The following is a 19363-nucleotide window of genomic DNA, read 5'->3' as shown; positions in this document are numbered from 1 at the left end:
AAAAAAAGAGGGCCCGCAAGGGGCCCTCTCTCATTGACCGTCGCCGGGGCTTAGACGCCCGAAGCTTCAGCCGCTTCCACGTCTTTCATGGAGAGCTTGATGCGGCCGCGGTTGTCCACGTCCAGCACCAGTACTTTCACTTCCTGGCCTTCCTGCAGGACGTCGGTGACCTTGTCGATGCGCTTGTCGCTGATCTGCGAGATGTGCACCAGGCCATCTTTGCCCGGGAGGATGTTGACGAAGGCGCCGAAGTCGACGATGCGCTCGACCTTGCCGACGTAGACCTTGCCGATCTCGGCTTCCGCGGTGATACCCAGTACGCGCTGGCGCGCGGCCTCGGCAGCTTCCTTGGTTTCGCCGAAGATCTTCACGCTGCCATCGTCTTCGATGTCGATGGAGGCCTTGGTCTCTTCGCAGATGGAGCGGATGGTGGCGCCGCCCTTGCCGATGACGTCACGGATCTTGTCGGTGTCGATCTTCATCGCGATCATGGTCGGGGCGTTGGCCGACAGCTCGGTACGCGACTGGCCGATGACCTGGTTCATCTGGCCGAGGATGTTCAGGCGCGCTTCCAGAGCCTGTTCCAGGGCGATCTCCATGATCTCTTCGGTGATGCCGTTGATCTTGATGTCCATCTGCAGCGCGGTCACGCCCTTGGCGGTACCGGCTACCTTGAAGTCCATGTCGCCCAGGTGGTCTTCGTCACCCAGGATGTCGGTCAGGACGGCGAACTTGTCACCTTCCTTCACCAGGCCCATGGCGATACCGGCTACCGGTGCCTTCATCGGCACACCCGCGTCCATCAGGGCCAGGGAGGCGCCGCAGACGGAAGCCATGGAGCTGGAGCCGTTGGATTCGGTGATTTCCGATACGACGCGGATGGTGTAGGGGAACTCGTCGCTCTTCGGCAGCATGGCTGCGACACCACGACGGGCCAGGCGGCCGTGACCGATCTCGCGACGGCCGGCGCTGCCCATGCGGCCGCACTCGCCCACGGAGAAGGGCGGGAAGTTGTAGTGCAGCATGAAGCCGTCTTTGCGCTCGCCTTCCAGGGTGTCCAGCAGCTGGGCATCACGAGCGGTGCCGAGGGTGGCAACGACCAGGGCCTGGGTTTCGCCACGGGTGAACAGGGCGGAACCGTGGGTCTTGTCGAGGACGCCGACTTCGATCTTCAGCGGACGGACGGTGCGGGTGTCGCGGCCGTCGATGCGCGGCTTGCCGTTGACGATGTTCTCGCGGACGGTGCGGTATTCCAGAAGGCCGAAGGCGTCCTTCACTTCACCGGCGGGGAACTGACCGGCTTCTTCGCCAGCGAAGCGGGCGACGACCTGGTCGCGCAGCTCGCCGAGGCGGTTGTAGCGGTCCTGCTTGATGGTGATGGTGTAGGCCTGGGAGATGGCCTCGCCGAACTCGGCCTTGATGGCGTTGAGCAGGGCGGTGTTCTCGACCGGGGCGGTCCAGTTCCAGGCCGGCTTGCCGGCTTCGGCTGCGAATTCCTTGACGGCGTTGATCACGGCCTGGAATTCCTGGTGGGCGAACAGCACGCCACCGAGCATCTGGTCTTCGGTCAGCTCCTGGGCTTCGGACTCAACCATCAGCACGGCGTCCTGGGTACCGGCGACGACCATGTCCAGGCTGGAGGCCTTGAGCTGCTCGTAGTTCGGGTTCAGCAGGTAGCCGGTGCTCTCGTGGTAGGCCACGCGGGCGGCGCCGATCGGGCCGGCGAAGGGGATGCCGGAGATGGCCAGGGCAGCGGACGTACCGATCATCGCGGCGATGTCCGGATCGGTCTTCTTGTTGGTGGAGACGACGGTGCAGATGACCTGCACTTCGTTGAGGAAACCTTCCGGGAACAGCGGGCGGATCGGACGGTCGATCAGGCGCGAGGTCAGGGTTTCCTTCTCGGAAGGACGGCCTTCACGCTTGAAGAAACCACCGGGGATGCGGCCGGCTGCGTAGGTTTTTTCCTGGTAGTGGACGGACAGCGGGAAGAAGCCCTTGCCCGGATCGGCCTGCTTGGCGCCGACCACGGTCACCAGCACGGTGACGTCTTCGTCCATGGTGACCAGAACGGCACCGGAAGCTTGACGGGCGATGCGGCCAGTCTCGAGGGTTACGGTCGATTGACCGAACTGGAATTTCTTGATTACCGGGTTCACGGTGTCTTTACCTTCTCTTTGTTGCCTTTGGGGGAAATCTGCGGAAGGCACGGGAATCGGCCCGTCGTCCTCCTCGAAAAAAGCCTGAAGCTGGAAGCCAGAAGCTGGAGGCAGGACCGAGGCCCCGCTTCCAGCTTCCGACTTCCAGCTTCCAGCTCGAGTGCGTCTTAGCGACGCAGACCCAGACGACCGATCAGGGCGCTGTAACGAGTGGTGTCCTTACCCTTCAGGTAGTCCAGCAGCTTGCGGCGCTGGTTGACCATGCGGATCAGACCACGACGGGAGTGGTGGTCTTTGCCGTTGGCCTTGAAGTGATCCTGCAGCTTGTTGATGTTGGCGGTCAGCAGTGCAACTTGCACTTCCGGAGAACCGGTGTCGCCTTCAGCTTGCTTGTACTCGTTAACGATCTGGGCTTTCTCAGTAACGCTCAGTGCCATGATGGGCTTCCTCTGAGGTAATAGGCCGGGAACGAATCCCGTGTTTTAAAAGGAGGAGTGACCGTGCCTATTAACAGCCACCCTCGAATCGGTCATTCCGACCGAATCAGTCGACGCGGCGCTACGCGCCCGTCATCGCTCACTTCACCGATGCCGATGAAGCGACCGTTGTGATCCTGCACCCGCAGCATGCCGAACTTCGGCGCCTCGGGAGCCCTTACCGGCTGGCCATGCAGCCAGTAATAGGCACTGTGTTCGCTCAACTGGATCAGGGGCCAGTGTTCCAGGCCGCTGTCCTCGGGCAGGAGGAACCGGTCCAGTGCCTCATTGCCGCCTTCGGCGTGCGCTTTCTCCAGCTCTTCCAGGGTGATGGCCTGGGCCAGCGAGAAGGGGCCTGCCTGGGTACGACGCAGTTCCGCCACGTGCGCCCCGCATCCAAGCACCTGGCCGAGGTCTTCGACCAGGGTACGGATGTAGGTGCCTTTGCTGCAGGCCACGGCGAGTCTCGCCTGGGTGGACTCGAAGGCCAGCAATTCCAGGCGCGCAATAGTAACAGAACGCGCTTCGCGCTCCACTACCTCGCCCGCGCGTGCCAGCTTGTACAGCGGCTGGCCGTCTTTCTTCAGGGCCGAGTACATGGGCGGTATCTGCTTGATTTCGCCACGGAAACCAGCGAGGCGGGCTTCGATGTCGGCACGACCGACGGTCACTTCGCGACGCTCGAGGACTTCGCCTTCCGCATCCCCAGTGGTGGTGGTGATGCCCAGTTGGGCCAGGGTCTCGTAGCCCTTGTCGGCATCCAGCAGGTACTGGGAGAACTTGGTCGCCTCGCCGAAGCACAGCGGCAGCACGCCGGTGGCCAGGGGATCGAGGCTGCCGGTGTGGCCGGCCTTCTCGGCATTGAGCAGCCAGCGCACCTTCTGCAGGGCCTGGTTGGAGCTCATGCCACGGGGCTTGTCGAGAATCAGGATGCCGCTGACGTTGCGGCGGATGCGCTTCACCTGGGCCACGGTTATTCCTCGCCGTCGCCCTGGTGCTTGCGATCCTCGGCCACAGCGCGCTCGATGAGCGCCGACAGCTCGACGCCGCGACGGATGCTGGCGTCGTAGTTGAAGTGCAGCTGCGGCACGGTGCGCAGCTTCATCGCGCGGCCCAGCTGCATGCGCAGGAACCCGGCGGCATCGTTGAGGATGTCGGTGTTCTGCTTGATGACTTCGGCGTTGTCGTCCTGGCCCATCACGGTGATGAACACCTTGGCGTGGGACAGGTCACGGGCCACGTCGCAGCCGGTGATGGTCACCAGGCCCAGGCGCGGATCCTTGATTTCACGTTGGATCAGCAGTGCCAGCTCGCGCTGCATCTGATCGCCGATACGTTGGGTACGGCTGTATTCTTTTGCCATTTCCTGCTACCTGCACTCTCCCCCGGGCCTAGAAACCAGGGGGTTCAAAAGCGGCAAACGCCCGGCCGAGCGGAAGCTGGACCGGGCGTTGCGTATTGCAGCTCGCGCTTAGAGGCTGCGAGCCACTTGGACCTTCTCGAACACTTCGATCTTGTCGCCGACCTTGACGTCGTTGTAGCTCTTCACGCCGATACCGCACTCCATGCCGGCACGCACCTCGGACACGTCGTCCTTGAAGCGGCGCAGGGATTCCAGTTCGCCTTCGAAGATCACCACGTCGTCGCGCAGTACGCGGATCGGACGGTTGCGGTGGACCATGCCCTCGACAACCATGCAGCCCGCGATCGCGCCGAACTTCGGCGAGCGGAACACGTCGCGCACCTCGGCGATACCCAGGATGTTCTCCCGGACGTCGCTGCCGAGCATGCCGGACAGTGCTTTCTTAACGTCTTCGATGATGTCGTAGATGATGTTGTAGTAGCGCAGGTCCAGGCCTTCCTGCTCGACGATCTTCCGGGCGCCCGCATCGGCACGCACGTTGAAGCCGAACAGTACGGCGTTGGAGGCCAGAGCCAGGTTGGCGTCGCTCTCGGTGATGCCACCGACGCCGCCACCGACAACACGCACCTGCACTTCGTCGTTGCCGAGATCCGACAGCGCACCTTGCAGGGCTTCCAGAGAACCACGGACATCGGACTTGAGGACGATGTTGAGTGTCTTCTTCTCGTCCTGGCCCATGTTCTCGAAGATGTTTTCCAGCTTGCCGGCATGCGCACGGGCCAGCTTGACCTCGCGGAACTTGCCCTGACGGAACAGGGCCACTTCGCGGGCCTTCTTCTCGTCGCTGATCACGGTCAGCTCGTCACCCGCATCCGGGGTGCCGTCCAGGCCGAGGATCTCGACCGGGATGGAGGGACCGGCTTCCTTGATGGGCTTGCCGTTCTCGTCGAGCATGGCACGGACGCGACCGAAGTTGACGCCGCAGAGAACCATGTCGCCCTGGCGCAGGGTACCGTCCTGAACCAGTACGGTGGCCACCGGGCCACGGCCCTTGTCCAGGCGGGACTCGACCACGACACCACGGCCGGGGGCCGACGGGGTGGCTTTGAGTTCCAGGACTTCGGCCTGCAGCAGCACGGCTTCAAGCAGTTCGTCGACACCGGTACCGACCTTCGCCGATACGGGTACGAACTGGGTGTCGCCGCCCCACTCTTCCGGGATCACGTCACGACCGGCGAGGTCGTTCTTGATACGGTCGAGGTCAGCTTCGGGCTTGTCGATCTTGTTCACCGCGACCACGATCGGCACGCCAGCCGCTTTCGCGTGCTGGACGGCTTCTTCGGTCTGCGGCATCACGCCGTCGTCCGCCGCCACCACGAGGATGACGATGTCGGTCGCCTTGGCACCACGGGCACGCATCGCGGTGAACGCGGCGTGGCCAGGGGTGTCGAGGAAGGTGACCATGCCACGGTCGGTTTCGACGTGGTAGGCACCGATGTGCTGGGTGATGCCACCGGCTTCGCCCGCGGCGACCTTGGCACGACGGATGTAGTCGAGCAGCGAGGTCTTGCCGTGGTCGACGTGGCCCATGACGGTCACGACCGGCGCGCGGTGGATGGCTTCACCTTCGAACTTCAGGGATTCGGCCAGTTGCTCTTCCAGTGCGTTCTCGCTGACCAGCTTGACCTTGTGGCCGAACTCTTCTGCGATCAGCTGGGCAGTTTCCTGGTCCAGCACCTGGTTGATGGTCACCGGGGTGCCCATCTTGAACATGAACTTGACGACTTCCGCGCCCTTGACGGTCATCTGCGCAGCCAGTTCGGCCACGGTGATGGTCTCGCCGATATTCACATCACGCACAATCGGTCCTGTCGGGCTCTGGAACCCGTGCTGGTTGCGCTTCTTGAGCTTGGACTTGCCACCACGACCGCCACGACGGTAGCCGTCGCTTTCCTCTTCGGTGCTGCGCGGGGCGACACGCGGAGCCGGAACCTTTTCCTTCTCCTTGACGGAGGGACGGTGCTGCGTGTGCTTGCGATCACGGCGCTCGTCTTCGTCACGAGCCTTCTCGGGACGGCGCGGCTCTTCCTTCTTGCGATCGTCGGCGCCTGCGGCAGCGGCAGGAGCCGGAGCAGCAGCAGGGGCGGTCGCTTCGGCAGCCACGGCGGCAGCAGGTGCTGCATCGCCGCCGCGAGCGGCTTCCAGGGCACGGGCATCGGCCTGGCGACGGGCATCTTCTTCGGCCCGACGCTTGGCTTCTTCCTCGGCCTTCAGGCGCGCGGCTTCTTCAACGGCACGCTGCTCTTCGAGCTCGCGCTGCTTCTCGGCCTCGATCTCGTCGGGGCTGCGTTTCACGTACGTCTTCTTCTTACGTACTTCGACGCTGATGGTCTTGCTACCGGCAACTCTCAGCGTAGTGGTGGTCTTGCGCTGCAAGGTGATCTTGCGGGGCTCTTCCAGCCGTTCGCCGTGACTGCCCTTGAGATGCGCCAGCAGCGCCTGTTTCTCATTGTCAGTCACAACTTGCTCGGCGCTGGTGTGCGGCAACCCTGCCTCACGCATCTGCAACAGCAGGCGCTCCACCGGTGTGTCGACCACTTGGGCCAGTTCTTTCACCGTGACTTGCGTCATGCACTTCTCTCCTCAGGCCGCGACTGCTTACTCGAACCAATGGGCTCGGGCGGCCATGATCAGCTTGCCGGCACGCTCTTCGTCCATGCCGTCGATGTCGAGCAGGTCGTCAATAGACTGCTCGGCCAGGTCTTCGCGGTTGACTACGCCACGTACTGCCAGCTCAACAGCCAGCTCTTTGTCCATGCCTTCGAGAGCAAGCAGGTCGTCCGCCGGCTGAGCGTCAGCCAGTTTTTCTTCAGTGGCGATAGCCTTGGTCAGCAGGCGATCCTTGGCGCGGGCACGCAGCTCGTTGACGATGTCTTCGTCGAAGCCGTCGATGCTCAGCATCTCTTCCATCGGTACGTAGGCGATTTCTTCCAGGCTGGTGAAGCCTTCCTCGACCAGTACCTGGGCCAGTTCCTCATCGACTTCCAGCTCGTCGACGAAGGCCTGCATGATGTCGCCGGTCTCGGCCTGCTGCTTGGCCTGGATGTCGGCCTCGGTCATCACGTTCAGCGTCCAGCCGGTCAGCTGGCTCGCCAGGCGAACGTTCTGACCGCCTCGACCGATGGCCTGGGCCAGGTTGTCCTCGCCGACGGCGATGTCCATGGCATGGGCATCTTCGTCGACGATGATCGCGGCCACTTCGGCCGGAGCCATGGCGTTGATCACGAACTGCGCGGGGTTGTCGTCCCACAGCACGATGTCGACACGCTCACCGCCCAGCTCGCCGGAAACGGCCTGGACGCGCGAACCACGCATGCCGATGCAGGCGCCTTGCGGGTCGATGCGCTTGTCCTTGGAGCGAACGGCGATCTTGGCGCGGGAACCCGGGTCACGGGAGGCGGCCATCACTTCGATCAGCTCTTCGGCGATCTCCGGCACTTCGATGCGGAACAGCTCGATCAGCATCTGCGGCGCGGTGCGCGACAGGATCAGCTGCGGGCCGCGGTTCTCGGTGCGGATCTCTTTCAGCAGTGCGCGAACGCGCGCGCCGACACGGAAGGTCTCGCGGGCGATGATGTCCTCACGAGCCAGCAGCGCCTCGGCGTTGTTGCCCAGGTCGACGATCACGTTGTCACGGGTGACCTTCTTCACGGTGCCGGAGATGATGTCGCCCAGCTTCTCGCGATAGGCCTCGACGACCTGCGCACGCTCGGCTTCGCGAACCTTCTGCACGATCACCTGCTTGGCGGTCTGTGCAGCGATGCGGCCGAACTCGATGGACTCGATTTTTTCTTCTACGAAATCACCGACCTTGGCACCAGGTTGCTTCTCCTGGGCCTCTTCGACGGTCAGTTCGGCCGCAGGGTTTTCCTGGTCGTCTTCTTCGACGACCGCCCAGCGGCGGTAGGTGTCATAGCTGCCAGTGTGGCGATTGATCTCCACACGCAGTTCCACTTCATCTTCGAAGCGCTTCTTGGTAGCAGTGGCCAGAGCCAGCTCCAGCGCCTCGAATATCACGCCAGCCGGTACGCCTTTCTCGTTGGATACCGACTCTACAACCAGCAGTACTTCTTTGCTCATCGTACGCCTCGCCTTTCGCAATCCATTGGATCCGCGGGATCCGCGTCTCAGTCAAAACGGGGAATGATGTTGGCCTTGTCGATCAGATCGATCGGCAGCAGGTACTCGTGATCTTCAACAAGAACCACCACATCCTGTTCCTCCACCCCGCGGAGGAGCCCCTGGAAATTACGTCGCCCATCGTAGGGAGAGCGCAACTTGATCTTCACCAGTTCACCGGCATGTGCAGCGAACTGCTCAAGACTGAACAGCGGTCGATCCATGCCAGGCGAGGACACCTCGAGGGTGTATTCGCTGGGGATGGGATCTTCCACGTCGAGAACACCACTGACCTGGCGACTGACCTTTTCACAGTCGTCGACCTGGATGCCGTTCTCATGATCGATATAAACCCGCAGCAGCGAATGCCGCCCCTGGGACAGGAACTCGACGCCCCAGCATTGGTAGCCAAGCGCTTCGACTACCGGGGCCAGCAAGGCCTGCAACTGTTCTAGCTTGCTCGACACCTGATTGCCCTCGCATGCTGTGCAAATAAAAAATGGGCGAAACGCCCATCCATTCGAACCAATCGGCAAATGACCGATGGCTAACTGTCCCAGCTAGCAAAAAGCCCCTAAAAAGGGGCTCCGCTACTACTGGTTGCGGGGGCTGGATTTGAACCAACGACCTTCGGGTTATGAGCCCGACGAGCTACCAGACTGCTCCACCCCGCGTCAAAGCTGGGGCGAGAGTATACGGCCTACGTGCGTACACGGTCAACCGAACACCTCACCAACAAGAAAGCCCGCATGGAGCGGGCTTTCTTGTTTTGTATGGTACCGAGGAGGGGACTCGAACCCCTACAGCCTATGGCCACTACCACCTCAAGGTAGCGTGTCTACCAATTCCACCACCTCGGCAAAACTTGCCTTACTTCTGCTCTGGAGCCTGAGGTACATCACCTGCACTTTCTGCAGGCTTCTGCTCTTCGAGCACCGGCACATCGTCAGCTGCCGGCTTTTGCTGCTGAACCTCGACAGCTGCCGGATCCGGCAGGCCAACGTGACTCAGAGCTTCAGCCTTTTCTTTAGCGAAGAACGCTAAGCCCAGGCTGGTAATGAAAAAAACCGCGGCGAGTATACCAGTAACTCGACTCAGAAAGGTAGCAGAACCTTGACTACCGAAAACGGTACCCGAAGCCCCCGCACCAAACGAGGCGCCAGCATCCGCACCCTTACCCTGCTGCAGCAACACCAGCGCGACAACGCCGAGCGCGCCGAGCAGGTGAACCACGATAACGACAGTTTCCAGCATCTCGTCAGCTTCCTGCGGCACGACAGATCGCGCCGAACTCATCAGCATTCAGGGAGGCCCCACCAACCAGCCCCCCGTCGATATCCGGCATGCCAAACAACTCGGCCGCACTGGCCGCCTTGACACTGCCGCCATAAAGAATCCTTACACCGCGCGCCACCTCGGCATTTTCCGCCGCCAGTTGCGCCCGTATTGCAGCATGCACTTCTTGCGCTTGCTGCGGAGTTGCCGTGAGCCCTGTACCGATAGCCCAGACCGGCTCGTATGCGATCACCGCTTTCGCAAATGCCCCCACACCGAGCTCTTCGATCACGCTACCGAGCTGACGCCCGACAACCTCAAGAGTCTTGCCCGCCTCACGCTGCTCCTGGGTCTCACCGACGCAAAGCACCGGAACAACACCACAAGACTGAGCCGCAGCGAACTTGCGACTAACCACTTCGTCACGCTCACCAAGAATCAGGCGACGCTCGGAGTGTCCAACGAGAACCAAGGTACAACCGGCATCAGCCAGCTGACTCGCAGCAACCTCACCTGTGAGCGCCCCCTGAACGGGTTCGACAGCACAATTCTGCGCACCAACGACAATCGACTTGCCGTCCAGGCCTTGCATCACCTGATTGATGTACAGGCAGGGCGGGAATACCGCGACCTCGACACCAGCATTCAATGCCAACTGGCGAAGCCCTTTGATCAGCTCTGCGACGCTGGCGCGGGTACCGTGCATTTTCCAGTTACCAGCTACCAGGGGGCGACGCATGCTTTACCTCGTCGATCAAAGTGGGCGCAGATGTTACCCAAGGTTTTTTGAAGTAGCAAGAGAAATCAAGCACATACCTCAGCTACGACTTTAACCAGCTCTTCCGCGTAACCGCGGACCTGGCTTTCATCGTCGCCCTCGACCATTACGCGAACCAACGGCTCGGTGCCGGATTTGCGCAGCAGCACGCGTCCGCGCCCTGCCATCTTCTCGGTGACGCGGGCACAAGCATCCTTTACGGCAGGGTGTTCGACCGGATCCACACCGCCACCGGCAAAGCGCACATTCAGCAGCACCTGAGGGCACTTGCGCATGCCTTGACGGGCCTCTGCCAGGGATTGGTCACGACGCTGCAGGGCCAGCAACACCTGAAGCGCGGCGATCAAGGCGTCCCCAGTGGTAGTGAAATGACTGCAGAGGATATGCCCCGAGTTCTCACCACCGAGGCTCCAGCCCCGCTCCTGCATGTCGGCTATGACATAGCGATCCCCGACCTTAGCGCGCGTAAAAGGCACGCCAAGCTCGCCCAGAGCGAGCTCGAGCCCGAGGTTGCTCATCAACGTCCCGACCACACCGGTACCCTGGAGCTTGCCACGCTCATGGAGGTCACGAGCAATGATGAACAGCAGCTCATCACCGTCTACGACGGCACCGGTGTGATCGACCATGAGCACACGATCCCCATCGCCATCGAAGGCGATGCCGATGTCCGCGTGCTGGGCCACCACTTCCGCCTGCAACGCTTCCATGTGGGTGGAACCGCACTTGTCATTGATGTTCAGTCCATTGGGCTGCGCCGCGAGCACCGAAACGCTGCCGCCCAACTCACGAAACACACTGGGGGCGACCTTGTAAGTCGCTCCGTGCGCGCAATCGACCACTATCTTGAGCCCCGCGAGATCGGTACTCATGGGTACCGTACTCTTGCAGAACTCGATGTAGCGACCGGCCGCATCGTTGATACGCGAAACCTTGCCGAGGTTGGCCGACTCGACCACCACCATAGGCTGATCGAGCAACTCCTCGATCATCAGCTCGACCTCGTCGGAGAGCTTCACCCCCTGGCCGGAGAAGAACTTGATGCCATTGTCGTTGTGCGGATTGTGCGAGGCACTGATGACGATCCCCGCGTCCGCGAGGAAGGTTCGGGTCAGGTAAGCGATGGCCGGGGTCGGCATCGGCCCGAGCAGCATCACATCGGCACCCGCAGCGGAAAGACCCGCCTCCAGCGCGGACTCGAACATGTACCCGGAGATACGGGTGTCCTTGCCGACCAGAATGCGGCACTTACCCTGCTTGCGGAACGCCATGCCGGCGGCCCAACCCAGCTTGAGCATGAAATCAGGGGTAATGGGGAACTGCCCAACATGGCCGCGAATGCCATCGGTGCCGAAATACTTTCTGCTCATGAATGCTCCGTGTTTCTTATTCCGCCGCCTGTACTGCAGCGATCATGCGTACGACATCGACAGTCTCGGCCACATCGTGCACCCGCAGGATGCAGGCTCCCTTGGCCACCGCCAGGGCCGCCAAAGCCAGACTGCCGTAAAGGCGCTGATCGATATCGCGACCCAGCACCTGACCCACCATGCTCTTGCGTGAAACACCTATCAGCAGGGGGCGCCCGAGACTATTCAGCTCTTCCAGATGCCTGAACAGGCCCAGGTTGTGTTCAAGGGTCTTGGCGAAGCCAAATCCCGGATCCAGCAGAATACGTTCCACCGGTATCCCTGCTGCGACGCACGCCGCCATGCGGTCGGCAAGAAACCCTGCAACCTCACGCGTGACATCCTCGTACTGCGGATTCTCCTGCATGTTCCCCGGCTCGCCGAGCATGTGCATCAGGCACACGGGCAGGCTGGTATCGGCTACGGCATCCAGCGCACCATCACGTCGCAGTGCGCGGACATCGTTGATCATCCCCGCCCCCAATCGAGCGCCTTCACGCATGACGGCGGGCGTCGAAGTATCCAGGGAAATAATCACATCCAACTCGCGGGCGATCATTTCGACCACTGGAGCGACACGCTCCAACTCTTCGGTGGGAGAAACCGCCCGCGCTCCAGGCCGGGTCGACTCCCCCCCTACGTCGATGAGCGTAGCACCGGCGGCCACCATCTCGGCAGCGTGGCGCAGCGCCGCATCGCGCTGACTGAAACGCCCGCCGTCGGAGAAGGAGTCTGGAGTGACATTGAGGATGCCCATCACGTGCGGGTGCCCCAAATCAAGAACCCGGTTGCCGCAAGGCAACCGGGTCAGGTACTGCGTGGAACTCATGTAGGAACCTTAGTGTTCGCCAGCCGGCCCGCCGATCGGGTTCTCGGGACGCGGAGCTTCCTCGCGAGGAGCGGGCTTGCCCGATGAGGCGCCAGGACCACCCTGCCAGTCCTTCGGCTCACGAGCCTGGCGACCGGCCATGATGTCGTCGATCTGTTCGGCGTCGATGGTTTCGAACTTCATCAGCGCCTCGGCCATCATGTCCAGCTTGTCACGGTTATCCACGAGGATCTGCTTCGCCGTGGCGTAGCAGTGATCGATGATGCTGCGTACTTCCTGATCGATCAGTTGCGCCGTCTGCGCCGAGACACTGGAGTGCTGGCCACCAGCGCTGCGCCCCAGGAAGACCTCACCCTCTTCCTCTGCATACATCAACGGACCGAGCTTCTCGGACAGGCCCCACTTGGTCACCATGTTCTTGGCGATCTGAGTGGCGCGCATGATGTCGTTGGATGCACCTGTAGTCACGCCATCGAAGCCCAGGGTCATCTCTTCGGCGATACGACCACCGAACAACGAGCAGACCTGGCTGATCAGCGCCCGCTTGGACAGGCTGTAGCGATCCTCTTCCGGCAGGAACATGGTCACACCGAGGGCACGGCCACGCGGGATGATGGAAACCTTGTAGACCGGATCATGCTCGGGAACGATGCGACCGACGATGGCATGGCCGGCTTCGTGGTAAGCGGTATTGAGCTTCTCTTTCTCGGACATGACCATGGATTTGCGCTCGGCACCCATCATGATCTTGTCCTTGGCCAGCTCGAACTCCTTCATCTCGACGATGCGCTTGTTGACGCGAGCGGCGAAGAGAGAAGCCTCGTTGACCAGGTTGGCCAGGTCGGCGCCGGAGAAACCAGGAGTACCACGGGCGATCACGCCAGCGTCGACGTCGTCCCCCATGGGCACCTTGCGCATATGCACCTTGAGAATCTGCTCGCGGCCCCGGATATCCGGCAGGCCAACCACCACCTGGCGATCGAAGCGTCCCGGGCGCAGCAGAGCAGGGTCCAGCACGTCAGGACGGTTGGTCGCGGCGATGACGATGATGCCATCGTTCATTTCGAAACCATCCATCTCCACCAGCAACTGGTTGAGAGTCTGTTCACGCTCGTCATGACCACCGCCCAGGCCCGCACCACGATGGCGACCGACAGCGTCGATCTCATCGATGAAGATGATGCAGGGCGCATGTTTCTTGGCCTGGTCAAACATGTCGCGAACACGGGACGCACCCACGCCGACGAACATTTCGACGAAGTCGGAACCGGAAATGGTGAAGAAGGGAACCTTGGCTTCACCCGCGATGGCTTTTGCCAGCAGGGTCTTACCGGTACCGGGCGGACCAACCATCAGCACGCCACGGGGAATACGGCCACCCAGGCGCTGGAATTTGCCTGGGTCGCGCAGGAATTCGACCAGCTCACCCACTTCCTCCTTGGCTTCGTCGCAACCGGCGACATCGGCCAGGGTGGTCTTCACCTGATCCTCGGACAGCAGGCGCGCCTTGCTCTTGCCGAAGCTCATGGGGCCACCACGACCACCGGAGCCGCCCTGCATCTGGCGCATGAAGAACATGAAGACAGCGATGATCACCAGAATCGGGAAACTGGCGACGAGCAACTGGGTCCAGATGCTCTGCTGCTCGGGCTGCTTGCCCTCGATGATGACGTTGTTGTCGATCAGATCGCCGATCAACCCGCCATCCTGAATGGCAGGACGAATGGTCTTGAAGGAGTCGCCGTCGTTACGCTTGCCGGTGATGACGAAACCGTCGACGGTGACGCGCTCGACCTTACCTTCCTTCACCTGACCGATGAAGTCGGAGTAGTTCAGCGTCTGCGGTTCGCTCGGACTGGAGAAGTTGTTCATCACCGTGACCAGTACGGCGGCGATGATCAGCCACAGGATGAGATTCTTTGCCATATCGTTCAATTAGCTACCCTCTGGAGCAGATCCCGCCCTGGGACACGCCCCGCATGACGGCTGGTTATCAACCGGCCTAACTTACTATACAACCCCCACCCCTGGCAGGCGCCGTCTGTAACCCTTTATGAAGCATGGCACTCGTAAAACAACCGAGCCTGGCCATTCAGACCGAAAAACGAGTCGACCGTTGCAGTCTATTCCTCGCAAAGAACACACGCGAGCGGGTATTGCCCGGAGGAACAGTCGCTCGACGAAAGAGAGGGGCCTGCGCAGGCCGACCCGACATCCCCCATATTGGGGCACTCTCGAAAATCACAAGTCCTGTCGGACATCCGCAAGGCTCTCCACCCTACTGGCGGACCACGTACCGATGATGAAGACCCTTCGAGCCAATGCTGACTAGTCTTGGTACAAGCTACGGGACACCGCGTGTTCAGCTGTGCGCCCCGAAATGACTCGGGTAAACTAACCGCCTTTTTTCGCAGGGGTCTGATTATGGCGCTCTCTCAGGAGCACAAGAAGCAATACAAATCTATCGGCCACCACCTGAAACCGGTATTGATCGTGGCTGAAAATGGTTTGACCGAAGGCGTGCTCGCCGAACTGGAGCGCGCACTCAACGATCACGAGCTGATCAAGGTGCAATTCCGCATCACCGAGCGCGATGACCGCCGCGCACTCATCAATGAGCTGTGCAGCACCGGCAAATGCGAACTGGTCCAGGTGATCGGCAAGATGGCCCTGGTCTATCGCCGCAACCCCAAGCCAAATCGCAACCTGTCCAACATCAGCCGCTTCAGCGGGCTCTGAACCCAGGCCGATGACCGAGGCGCGCTCAGCGCGCCCGGACCTTCTCGCCCACCGGCACAGGCTGGATCACCAGCAAGGCGCCACAGAACGCCAGAACCAGGTAGTTGAACGCCAGCCAGCGCATTGCATTCGGCTGCAACTGGTTCACCAGCAGAAACACCACCGCCATCACCAGAACGGCCACCAGCAACTGCCCGCGCGAATCGCGCTGCAGGCTGCGGGCACCTTCGATCTGGACCAGCACGAACCCTTGAACCAGCGCACAGAAAGCGCTGAATGCCACCAGCAGCGGCGTCAGGCTGCGCGTGATTTCCTCCACCAGCAACGGCGCCAGACCGACGCGTTCCAGGGAAGGCACGACAACGAAGTGCAGAAGCCAGAGGCCGCCGACCCAGAGTGTCTGGGCCAGCTGCCAACTGGCTGTCGCTGTGCGGAACCGCCGACGATCAGATATGGCGGACCTCGACGATCTCGTACTCGATCAGCCCGCTCGGGGTCTTGACCGTTACCACGTCGCCCTCTTCCTTGCCGACCAGGGCGCGGGCGATCGGTGACCCCACCGACAGCTTGCCCTGCTTGATGTCGGCCTCATCCTCGCCAACGATCTGGTAGGTCACGGTCTCATCGGTTTCCACGTTGGCGATATCCACCGTAGTGCCGAAGATCACCTTTCCTGTGTGGGCGATGGCGGTGACATCGATGACCACGGAGTTCTGCAGGCGACCTTCGATGTCGCGGATACGCGCCTCGACCATGCCCTGCTGCTCGCGCGCGGCGTGGTACTCGGCGTTCTCCTTGAGATCACCCAGTTCACGTGCCTCGCCGATGGCCTGGCTGAGTTGCGGGCGCATCACCTTGGTCAGATGAGCCAGTTCCTCTTCCAGGGCGCGCGCGCCCTGGACGGTCATGGGGTATTTATTCATGCCTTGATTCCTGCATGCAGATCCTGCAGCCGGCGAACGGTCTTCTCGGGACCGAACTTGAGCGCCTCACAGACCGCCTGCCCCGCCGCGATGGTGGTGGTGCAGTAGATCTTGTGCTGCAGGGCGTTACGACGGATCGAGTAGGAGTCTGCAATCGACTGACGCCCCTCGGTGGTGTTGATGATCAGGGTAACCTCATCGTTCTTGATCATGTCAACGACATGCGGACGACCCTCGGTCACCTTGTTCACGCGGCGAACCGGCAGGCCGGCGGCCTCGATCACCTTGGCGGTGCCGGCGGTGGCAACCACTTCGAAGCCCAGGGCGATCAGGTCACGAGCGACCTGGACGGCTTCCGGCTTGTCGTCTTCACGTACGCTGATGAACGCGCAGCCGGAGTTCGGCAGGATCTCGCTGGCGCCCAGCTGAGCCTTGGCGAATGCCTCGCCGAAGCTGTCGCCCACGCCCATCACCTCACCGGTGGACTTCATTTCCGGGCCGAGGATAGGGTCGACACCCGGGAACTTGGCGAACGGGAACACCGCTTCCTTGACGCTGAAGAACGGCGGGATGATCTCTTCCTGGTAACCGGCTTCCGCCAGGCTCTTGCCCGCCATGACGCGAGCGGCGACCTTGGCCAGCGACTCGCCCACGCACTTGGAGACGAACGGTACGGTACGCGAGGCGCGCGGGTTCACTTCGATGACGAAGATGTCCTCGCCCTGTACTGCCATTTGCACGTTCATCAGGCCGACGACACCGAGCTCCAGGGCCATCTTCTTGACCTGGTCGCGGATCTCGTCCTGGATATGCTTCGGCAGCGAATACGGAGGCAGCGAGCAGGCCGAGTCACCGGAGTGCACGCCAGCCTGTTCGATGTGCTGCATGATCGCGCCGATCACGACGGTCTCACCGTCGCTCACCGCATCCACATCCACCTCGATGGCGCAGTTGAGGAAGCGATCCAGCAGCACCGGGCTGTCGTTGGACACCTTCACCGCTTCGCGCATGTAGCGCTTGAGCTCTTCTTCCTGGTAGACGATCTCCATCGCCCGACCGCCCAGTACGTAGGACGGGCGCACCACCATCGGGTAACCGATGTTCTTCGACAGGGCCAGTGCCTCGTCTTCGCTGCGCGCAGTGGCGTTGGCCGGCTGGCGCAGGCCGAGGCGCTGCACCATCTGCTGGAAGCGCTCGCGGTCTTCCGCGCGGTCGATGGCCTCGGGGCTGGTACCGATGATCGGTACGCCGGCTTCTTCGAGGGCGCGGCAGATCTTCAGCGGGGTCTGGCCACCGTACTGGACGATGACACCCTTGGGCTGCTCGACGCGGACGATTTCCAGCACGTCTTCCAGGGTCACCGGCTCGAAGTACAGGCGGTCGGACGTGTCGTAGTCGGTGGAGACGGTTTCCGGGTTGCAGTTGACCATGATGGTCTCGTAACCGTCTTCACGCATGGCCAGCGCGGCGTGTACGCAGCAGTAGTCGAACTCGATGCCCTGGCCGATCCGGTTGGGGCCACCACCGAGGATCATGATCTTCTCGCGGCTCGACGGATTGGCTTCGCACTCTTCCTCGTAGGTCGAGTACATGTAGGCGGTGTCGGTGGCGAACTCGGCGGCGCAGGTATCCACGCGCTTGTACACCGGCAGCACCTTGAGCTTGTGGCGATGGGCACGCAGGCTCTTCTCGGAAACACCGAGCAGCTTGGCCAGGCGCGCATCGGAGAAGCCCTTGCGCTTGAGCTTGAACATCAGGTCGCGGTCGATGGCGGACAGACCGAGAGTCTGTACGTTCGCCTCGTCCTTGATCAGGTCTTCGATCTGGACCAGGAACCACTCGTCGATACGGGTCAGCTCGAACACTTCGGCGACGGTCTTGCCGGCGCGGAAGGCATCGGCCACATACCAGATGCGATCGGCGCTGGGCACGGTCAGTTCGCGACGCAGGGTGCTCTCGGCTTCCGGATCGTTCAGATCGAGCTTCGGATCGAAGCCGGCGACACCGACTTCCAGGCCGCGCAGGGCTTTCTGCATGGACTCCTGGAAGGTACGACCGATGGCCATGACTTCACCGACGGACTTCATCTGCGTGGTCAGGCGGGCATCGGCCTTGGGGAATTTCTCGAAGGCGAAACGCGGCACCTTGGTGACCACGTAGTCGATCGCCGGCTCGAAGGACGCCGGGGTGCGACCGCCGGTGATGTCGTTGGACAGCTCGTCCAGGGTGTAGCCGACGGCCAGCTTGGCGGCGATCTTGGCGATCGGGAAGCCGGTAGCCTTGGAGGCCAGCGCCGAGGAGCGGGATACGCGCGGGTTCATCTCGATCACGACCATGCGGCCAGTGTTCGGGCAGATACCGAACTGCACGTTGGAACCGCCGGTTTCCACGCCGATCTCGCGCAGCACCGCCAGGGAGGCGTTACGCAGGATCTGGTATTCCTTGTCGGTCAGGGTCTGGGCCGGGGCCACGGTGATCGAGTCACCGGTATGCACGCCCATCGGGTCGAAGTTCTCGATGGAGCAGACGATGATGCAGTTGTCCTTCTTGTCGCGGACCACCTCCATCTCGTATTCCTTCCAGCCGATCAGCGACTCGTCGATCAGCAACTCGCTGGTCGGCGACAGGTCCAGGCCGCGGGCGCAGATTTCCTCGAACTCTTCACGGTTGTAGGCGATGCCGCCACCGGTACCCCCCATGGTGAAGGACGGGCGGATGATGCAGGGGAAGCCCACCTTCTCCAGCACGCCGTACGCTTCTTCCATGTTGTGGGCGATACCGGAAACCGGGCAGGCCAGGCCGATGTCCTTCATCGCCTTGTCGAAGCGCGAACGGTCCTCAGCCTTGTCGATGGTGTCGGCATTGGCACCGATCATCTCGACACCGAACTTCTCCAGCACGCCGTGCTTTTCCAGGTCCAGTGCGCAGTTCAGCGCAGTCTGGCCACCCATGGTCGGCAGCAGGGCGTCGGGGCGCTCCTTCTCGATGATCTTGGCCACGGTGGCCCATTTGATCGGCTCGATGTAGGTGGCGTCGGCCATGGCCGGGTCGGTCATGATAGTGGCCGGGTTGGAGTTCACCAGGATGACGCGGAAACCCTCTTCCTTCAGGGCCTTGCAGGCCTGAGCGCCGGAGTAGTCGAACTCGCAGGCCTGGCCGATGACGATCGGGCCAGCGCCGAGGATCAGGATGCTTTTGATATCTGTACGTTTAGGCATTTTTACTCACTCGAA

Annotated in this window: 16 protein-coding genes and 2 tRNA genes; 1 reads left to right on the top strand and 17 read right to left on the bottom strand. The window is 61.9% G+C overall.

Features of this window, described 5'->3' with window-relative positions; all coding sequences use genetic code 11:
- Window positions 1-50: 50 nt before the first annotated feature.
- The 14 genes from pnp to ftsH form a co-directional block, all read right to left on the bottom strand.
- Window positions 51-2159 (bottom strand): polyribonucleotide nucleotidyltransferase, encoded by a 2109-nt coding sequence (gene pnp / locus ACYJSS_RS26560; RefSeq protein WP_111260159.1) that lies wholly within the window; start codon window positions 2157-2159, stop codon window positions 51-53.
- Between the two features lie 167 nt (window positions 2160-2326).
- On the bottom strand, window positions 2327-2596 hold the full coding sequence (gene rpsO, locus ACYJSS_RS26555; protein WP_111260160.1) for a 30S ribosomal protein S15: 270 nt from the start codon (window positions 2594-2596) through the stop codon (window positions 2327-2329).
- Between the two features lie 92 nt (window positions 2597-2688).
- The gene (gene truB / locus ACYJSS_RS26550; RefSeq protein WP_111260161.1) at window positions 2689-3606 is read right to left on the bottom strand and encodes a tRNA pseudouridine(55) synthase TruB; all 918 of its coding nucleotides are present in this window, start codon (window positions 3604-3606) and stop codon (window positions 2689-2691) included.
- A 2-nt stretch (window positions 3607-3608) separates the two neighbouring features.
- Entirely contained in the window at window positions 3609-3998 is a 390-nt protein-coding gene (gene rbfA / locus ACYJSS_RS26545) for a 30S ribosome-binding factor RbfA (RefSeq protein ID WP_111260162.1), read from the bottom strand.
- A gap of 108 nt (window positions 3999-4106) precedes the next feature.
- Window positions 4107-6629: a translation initiation factor IF-2 gene (gene infB, locus ACYJSS_RS26540; protein WP_111260163.1), complete on the bottom strand. Its 2523-nt coding sequence runs from the start codon at window positions 6627-6629 to the stop codon at window positions 4107-4109.
- A gap of 27 nt (window positions 6630-6656) precedes the next feature.
- Window positions 6657-8138 carry a transcription termination factor NusA gene (nusA, locus tag ACYJSS_RS26535; protein WP_111260164.1) on the bottom strand — a complete coding sequence of 494 codons (1482 nt, stop codon included), beginning with the start codon at window positions 8136-8138 and terminating at the stop codon, window positions 6657-6659.
- A gap of 47 nt (window positions 8139-8185) precedes the next feature.
- A complete protein-coding gene (gene rimP, locus ACYJSS_RS26530) occupies window positions 8186-8644 on the bottom strand; it encodes a ribosome maturation factor RimP (protein WP_111260165.1) in 459 nt (152 codons plus the stop codon).
- 130 nt (window positions 8645-8774) lie between these two features.
- Window positions 8775-8851 (bottom strand) — tRNA-Met (locus ACYJSS_RS26525).
- 100 nt (window positions 8852-8951) lie between these two features.
- A tRNA-Leu gene (locus ACYJSS_RS26520) sits at window positions 8952-9037 on the bottom strand.
- A gap of 10 nt (window positions 9038-9047) precedes the next feature.
- Window positions 9048-9431: a preprotein translocase subunit SecG gene (gene secG, locus ACYJSS_RS26515; protein WP_111260166.1), complete on the bottom strand. Its 384-nt coding sequence runs from the start codon at window positions 9429-9431 to the stop codon at window positions 9048-9050.
- Window positions 9432-9435: 4 nt separating this feature from the next.
- Window positions 9436-10191: a triose-phosphate isomerase gene (gene tpiA, locus ACYJSS_RS26510; RefSeq protein ID WP_111260167.1), complete on the bottom strand. Its 756-nt coding sequence runs from the start codon at window positions 10189-10191 to the stop codon at window positions 9436-9438.
- A gap of 65 nt (window positions 10192-10256) precedes the next feature.
- Entirely contained in the window at window positions 10257-11600 is a 1344-nt protein-coding gene (gene glmM, locus ACYJSS_RS26505; RefSeq protein WP_111260168.1) for a phosphoglucosamine mutase, read from the bottom strand.
- Between the two features lie 16 nt (window positions 11601-11616).
- Window positions 11617-12468, bottom strand: coding sequence for a dihydropteroate synthase (gene folP, locus ACYJSS_RS26500; protein ID WP_111260169.1), 852 nt, complete (start codon window positions 12466-12468; stop codon window positions 11617-11619).
- Between the two features lie 9 nt (window positions 12469-12477).
- Window positions 12478-14394 carry an ATP-dependent zinc metalloprotease FtsH gene (gene ftsH / locus ACYJSS_RS26495; protein WP_111260170.1) on the bottom strand — a complete coding sequence of 639 codons (1917 nt, stop codon included), beginning with the start codon at window positions 14392-14394 and terminating at the stop codon, window positions 12478-12480.
- A gap of 498 nt (window positions 14395-14892) precedes the next feature.
- On the opposite strand from ftsH, the gene ACYJSS_RS26490 reads away from it, so the two are divergent.
- Window positions 14893-15207, top strand: a complete 315-nt coding sequence (locus ACYJSS_RS26490; RefSeq protein ID WP_111260171.1) for a YhbY family RNA-binding protein — start codon at window positions 14893-14895, stop codon at window positions 15205-15207.
- A gap of 25 nt (window positions 15208-15232) precedes the next feature.
- Here the strand turns inward: ACYJSS_RS26490 and ACYJSS_RS26485 are convergent, their stop codons facing one another.
- The 3 genes from ACYJSS_RS26485 to carB are packed head-to-tail and all read right to left on the bottom strand — an operon-like array spanning window position 15233 to window position 19348.
- Window positions 15233-15661 carry a DUF4149 domain-containing protein gene (locus ACYJSS_RS26485; protein ID WP_111260172.1) on the bottom strand — a complete coding sequence of 143 codons (429 nt, stop codon included), beginning with the start codon at window positions 15659-15661 and terminating at the stop codon, window positions 15233-15235.
- On the bottom strand, window positions 15654-16130 hold the full coding sequence (gene greA, locus ACYJSS_RS26480; RefSeq protein WP_111260173.1) for a transcription elongation factor GreA: 477 nt from the start codon (window positions 16128-16130) through the stop codon (window positions 15654-15656). Before greA ends, ACYJSS_RS26485 begins: the two co-directional genes overlap by 8 nt.
- Window positions 16127-19348, bottom strand: coding sequence for a carbamoyl-phosphate synthase large subunit (carB, locus tag ACYJSS_RS26475; RefSeq protein ID WP_111260174.1), 3222 nt, complete (start codon window positions 19346-19348; stop codon window positions 16127-16129). Before carB ends, greA begins: the two co-directional genes overlap by 4 nt.
- Window positions 19349-19363: the final 15 nt, after the last annotated feature.

This window comes from Pseudomonas sp. No.21 (assembly GCF_054558415.1).
The sequence above is the reverse complement of the archived record's forward strand: the minus strand, read 5'-3'. Positions and strand labels throughout refer to the sequence as shown.

What these genes read in the sequence shown, in the direction of transcription:
- rpsO (WP_111260160.1), bottom strand. Translation starts at nt 2,596, where the DNA reads ATGGCACTGAGCGTTACTGAGAAAGCCCAGATCGTTAACGAGTACAAG.
- rbfA (WP_111260162.1), bottom strand. Translation starts at nt 3,998, where the DNA reads ATGGCAAAAGAATACAGCCGTACCCAACGTATCGGCGATCAGATGCAG.
- infB (WP_111260163.1), bottom strand. Translation starts at nt 6,629, where the DNA reads ATGACGCAAGTCACGGTGAAAGAACTGGCCCAAGTGGTCGACACACCG.
- nusA (WP_111260164.1), bottom strand. Translation starts at nt 8,138, where the DNA reads ATGAGCAAAGAAGTACTGCTGGTTGTAGAGTCGGTATCCAACGAGAAA.
- secG (WP_111260166.1), bottom strand. Translation starts at nt 9,431, where the DNA reads ATGCTGGAAACTGTCGTTATCGTGGTTCACCTGCTCGGCGCGCTCGGC.
- tpiA (WP_111260167.1), bottom strand. Translation starts at nt 10,191, where the DNA reads ATGCGTCGCCCCCTGGTAGCTGGTAACTGGAAAATGCACGGTACCCGC.
- glmM (WP_111260168.1), bottom strand. Translation starts at nt 11,600, where the DNA reads ATGAGCAGAAAGTATTTCGGCACCGATGGCATTCGCGGCCATGTTGGG.
- folP (WP_111260169.1), bottom strand. Translation starts at nt 12,468, where the DNA reads ATGAGTTCCACGCAGTACCTGACCCGGTTGCCTTGCGGCAACCGGGTT.
- ftsH (WP_111260170.1), bottom strand. Translation starts at nt 14,394, where the DNA reads ATGGCAAAGAATCTCATCCTGTGGCTGATCATCGCCGCCGTACTGGTC.
- ACYJSS_RS26490 (WP_111260171.1), top strand. Translation starts at nt 14,893, where the DNA reads ATGGCGCTCTCTCAGGAGCACAAGAAGCAATACAAATCTATCGGCCAC.
- greA (WP_111260173.1), bottom strand. Translation starts at nt 16,130, where the DNA reads ATGAATAAATACCCCATGACCGTCCAGGGCGCGCGCGCCCTGGAAGAG.
- carB (WP_111260174.1), bottom strand. Translation starts at nt 19,348, where the DNA reads ATGCCTAAACGTACAGATATCAAAAGCATCCTGATCCTCGGCGCTGGC.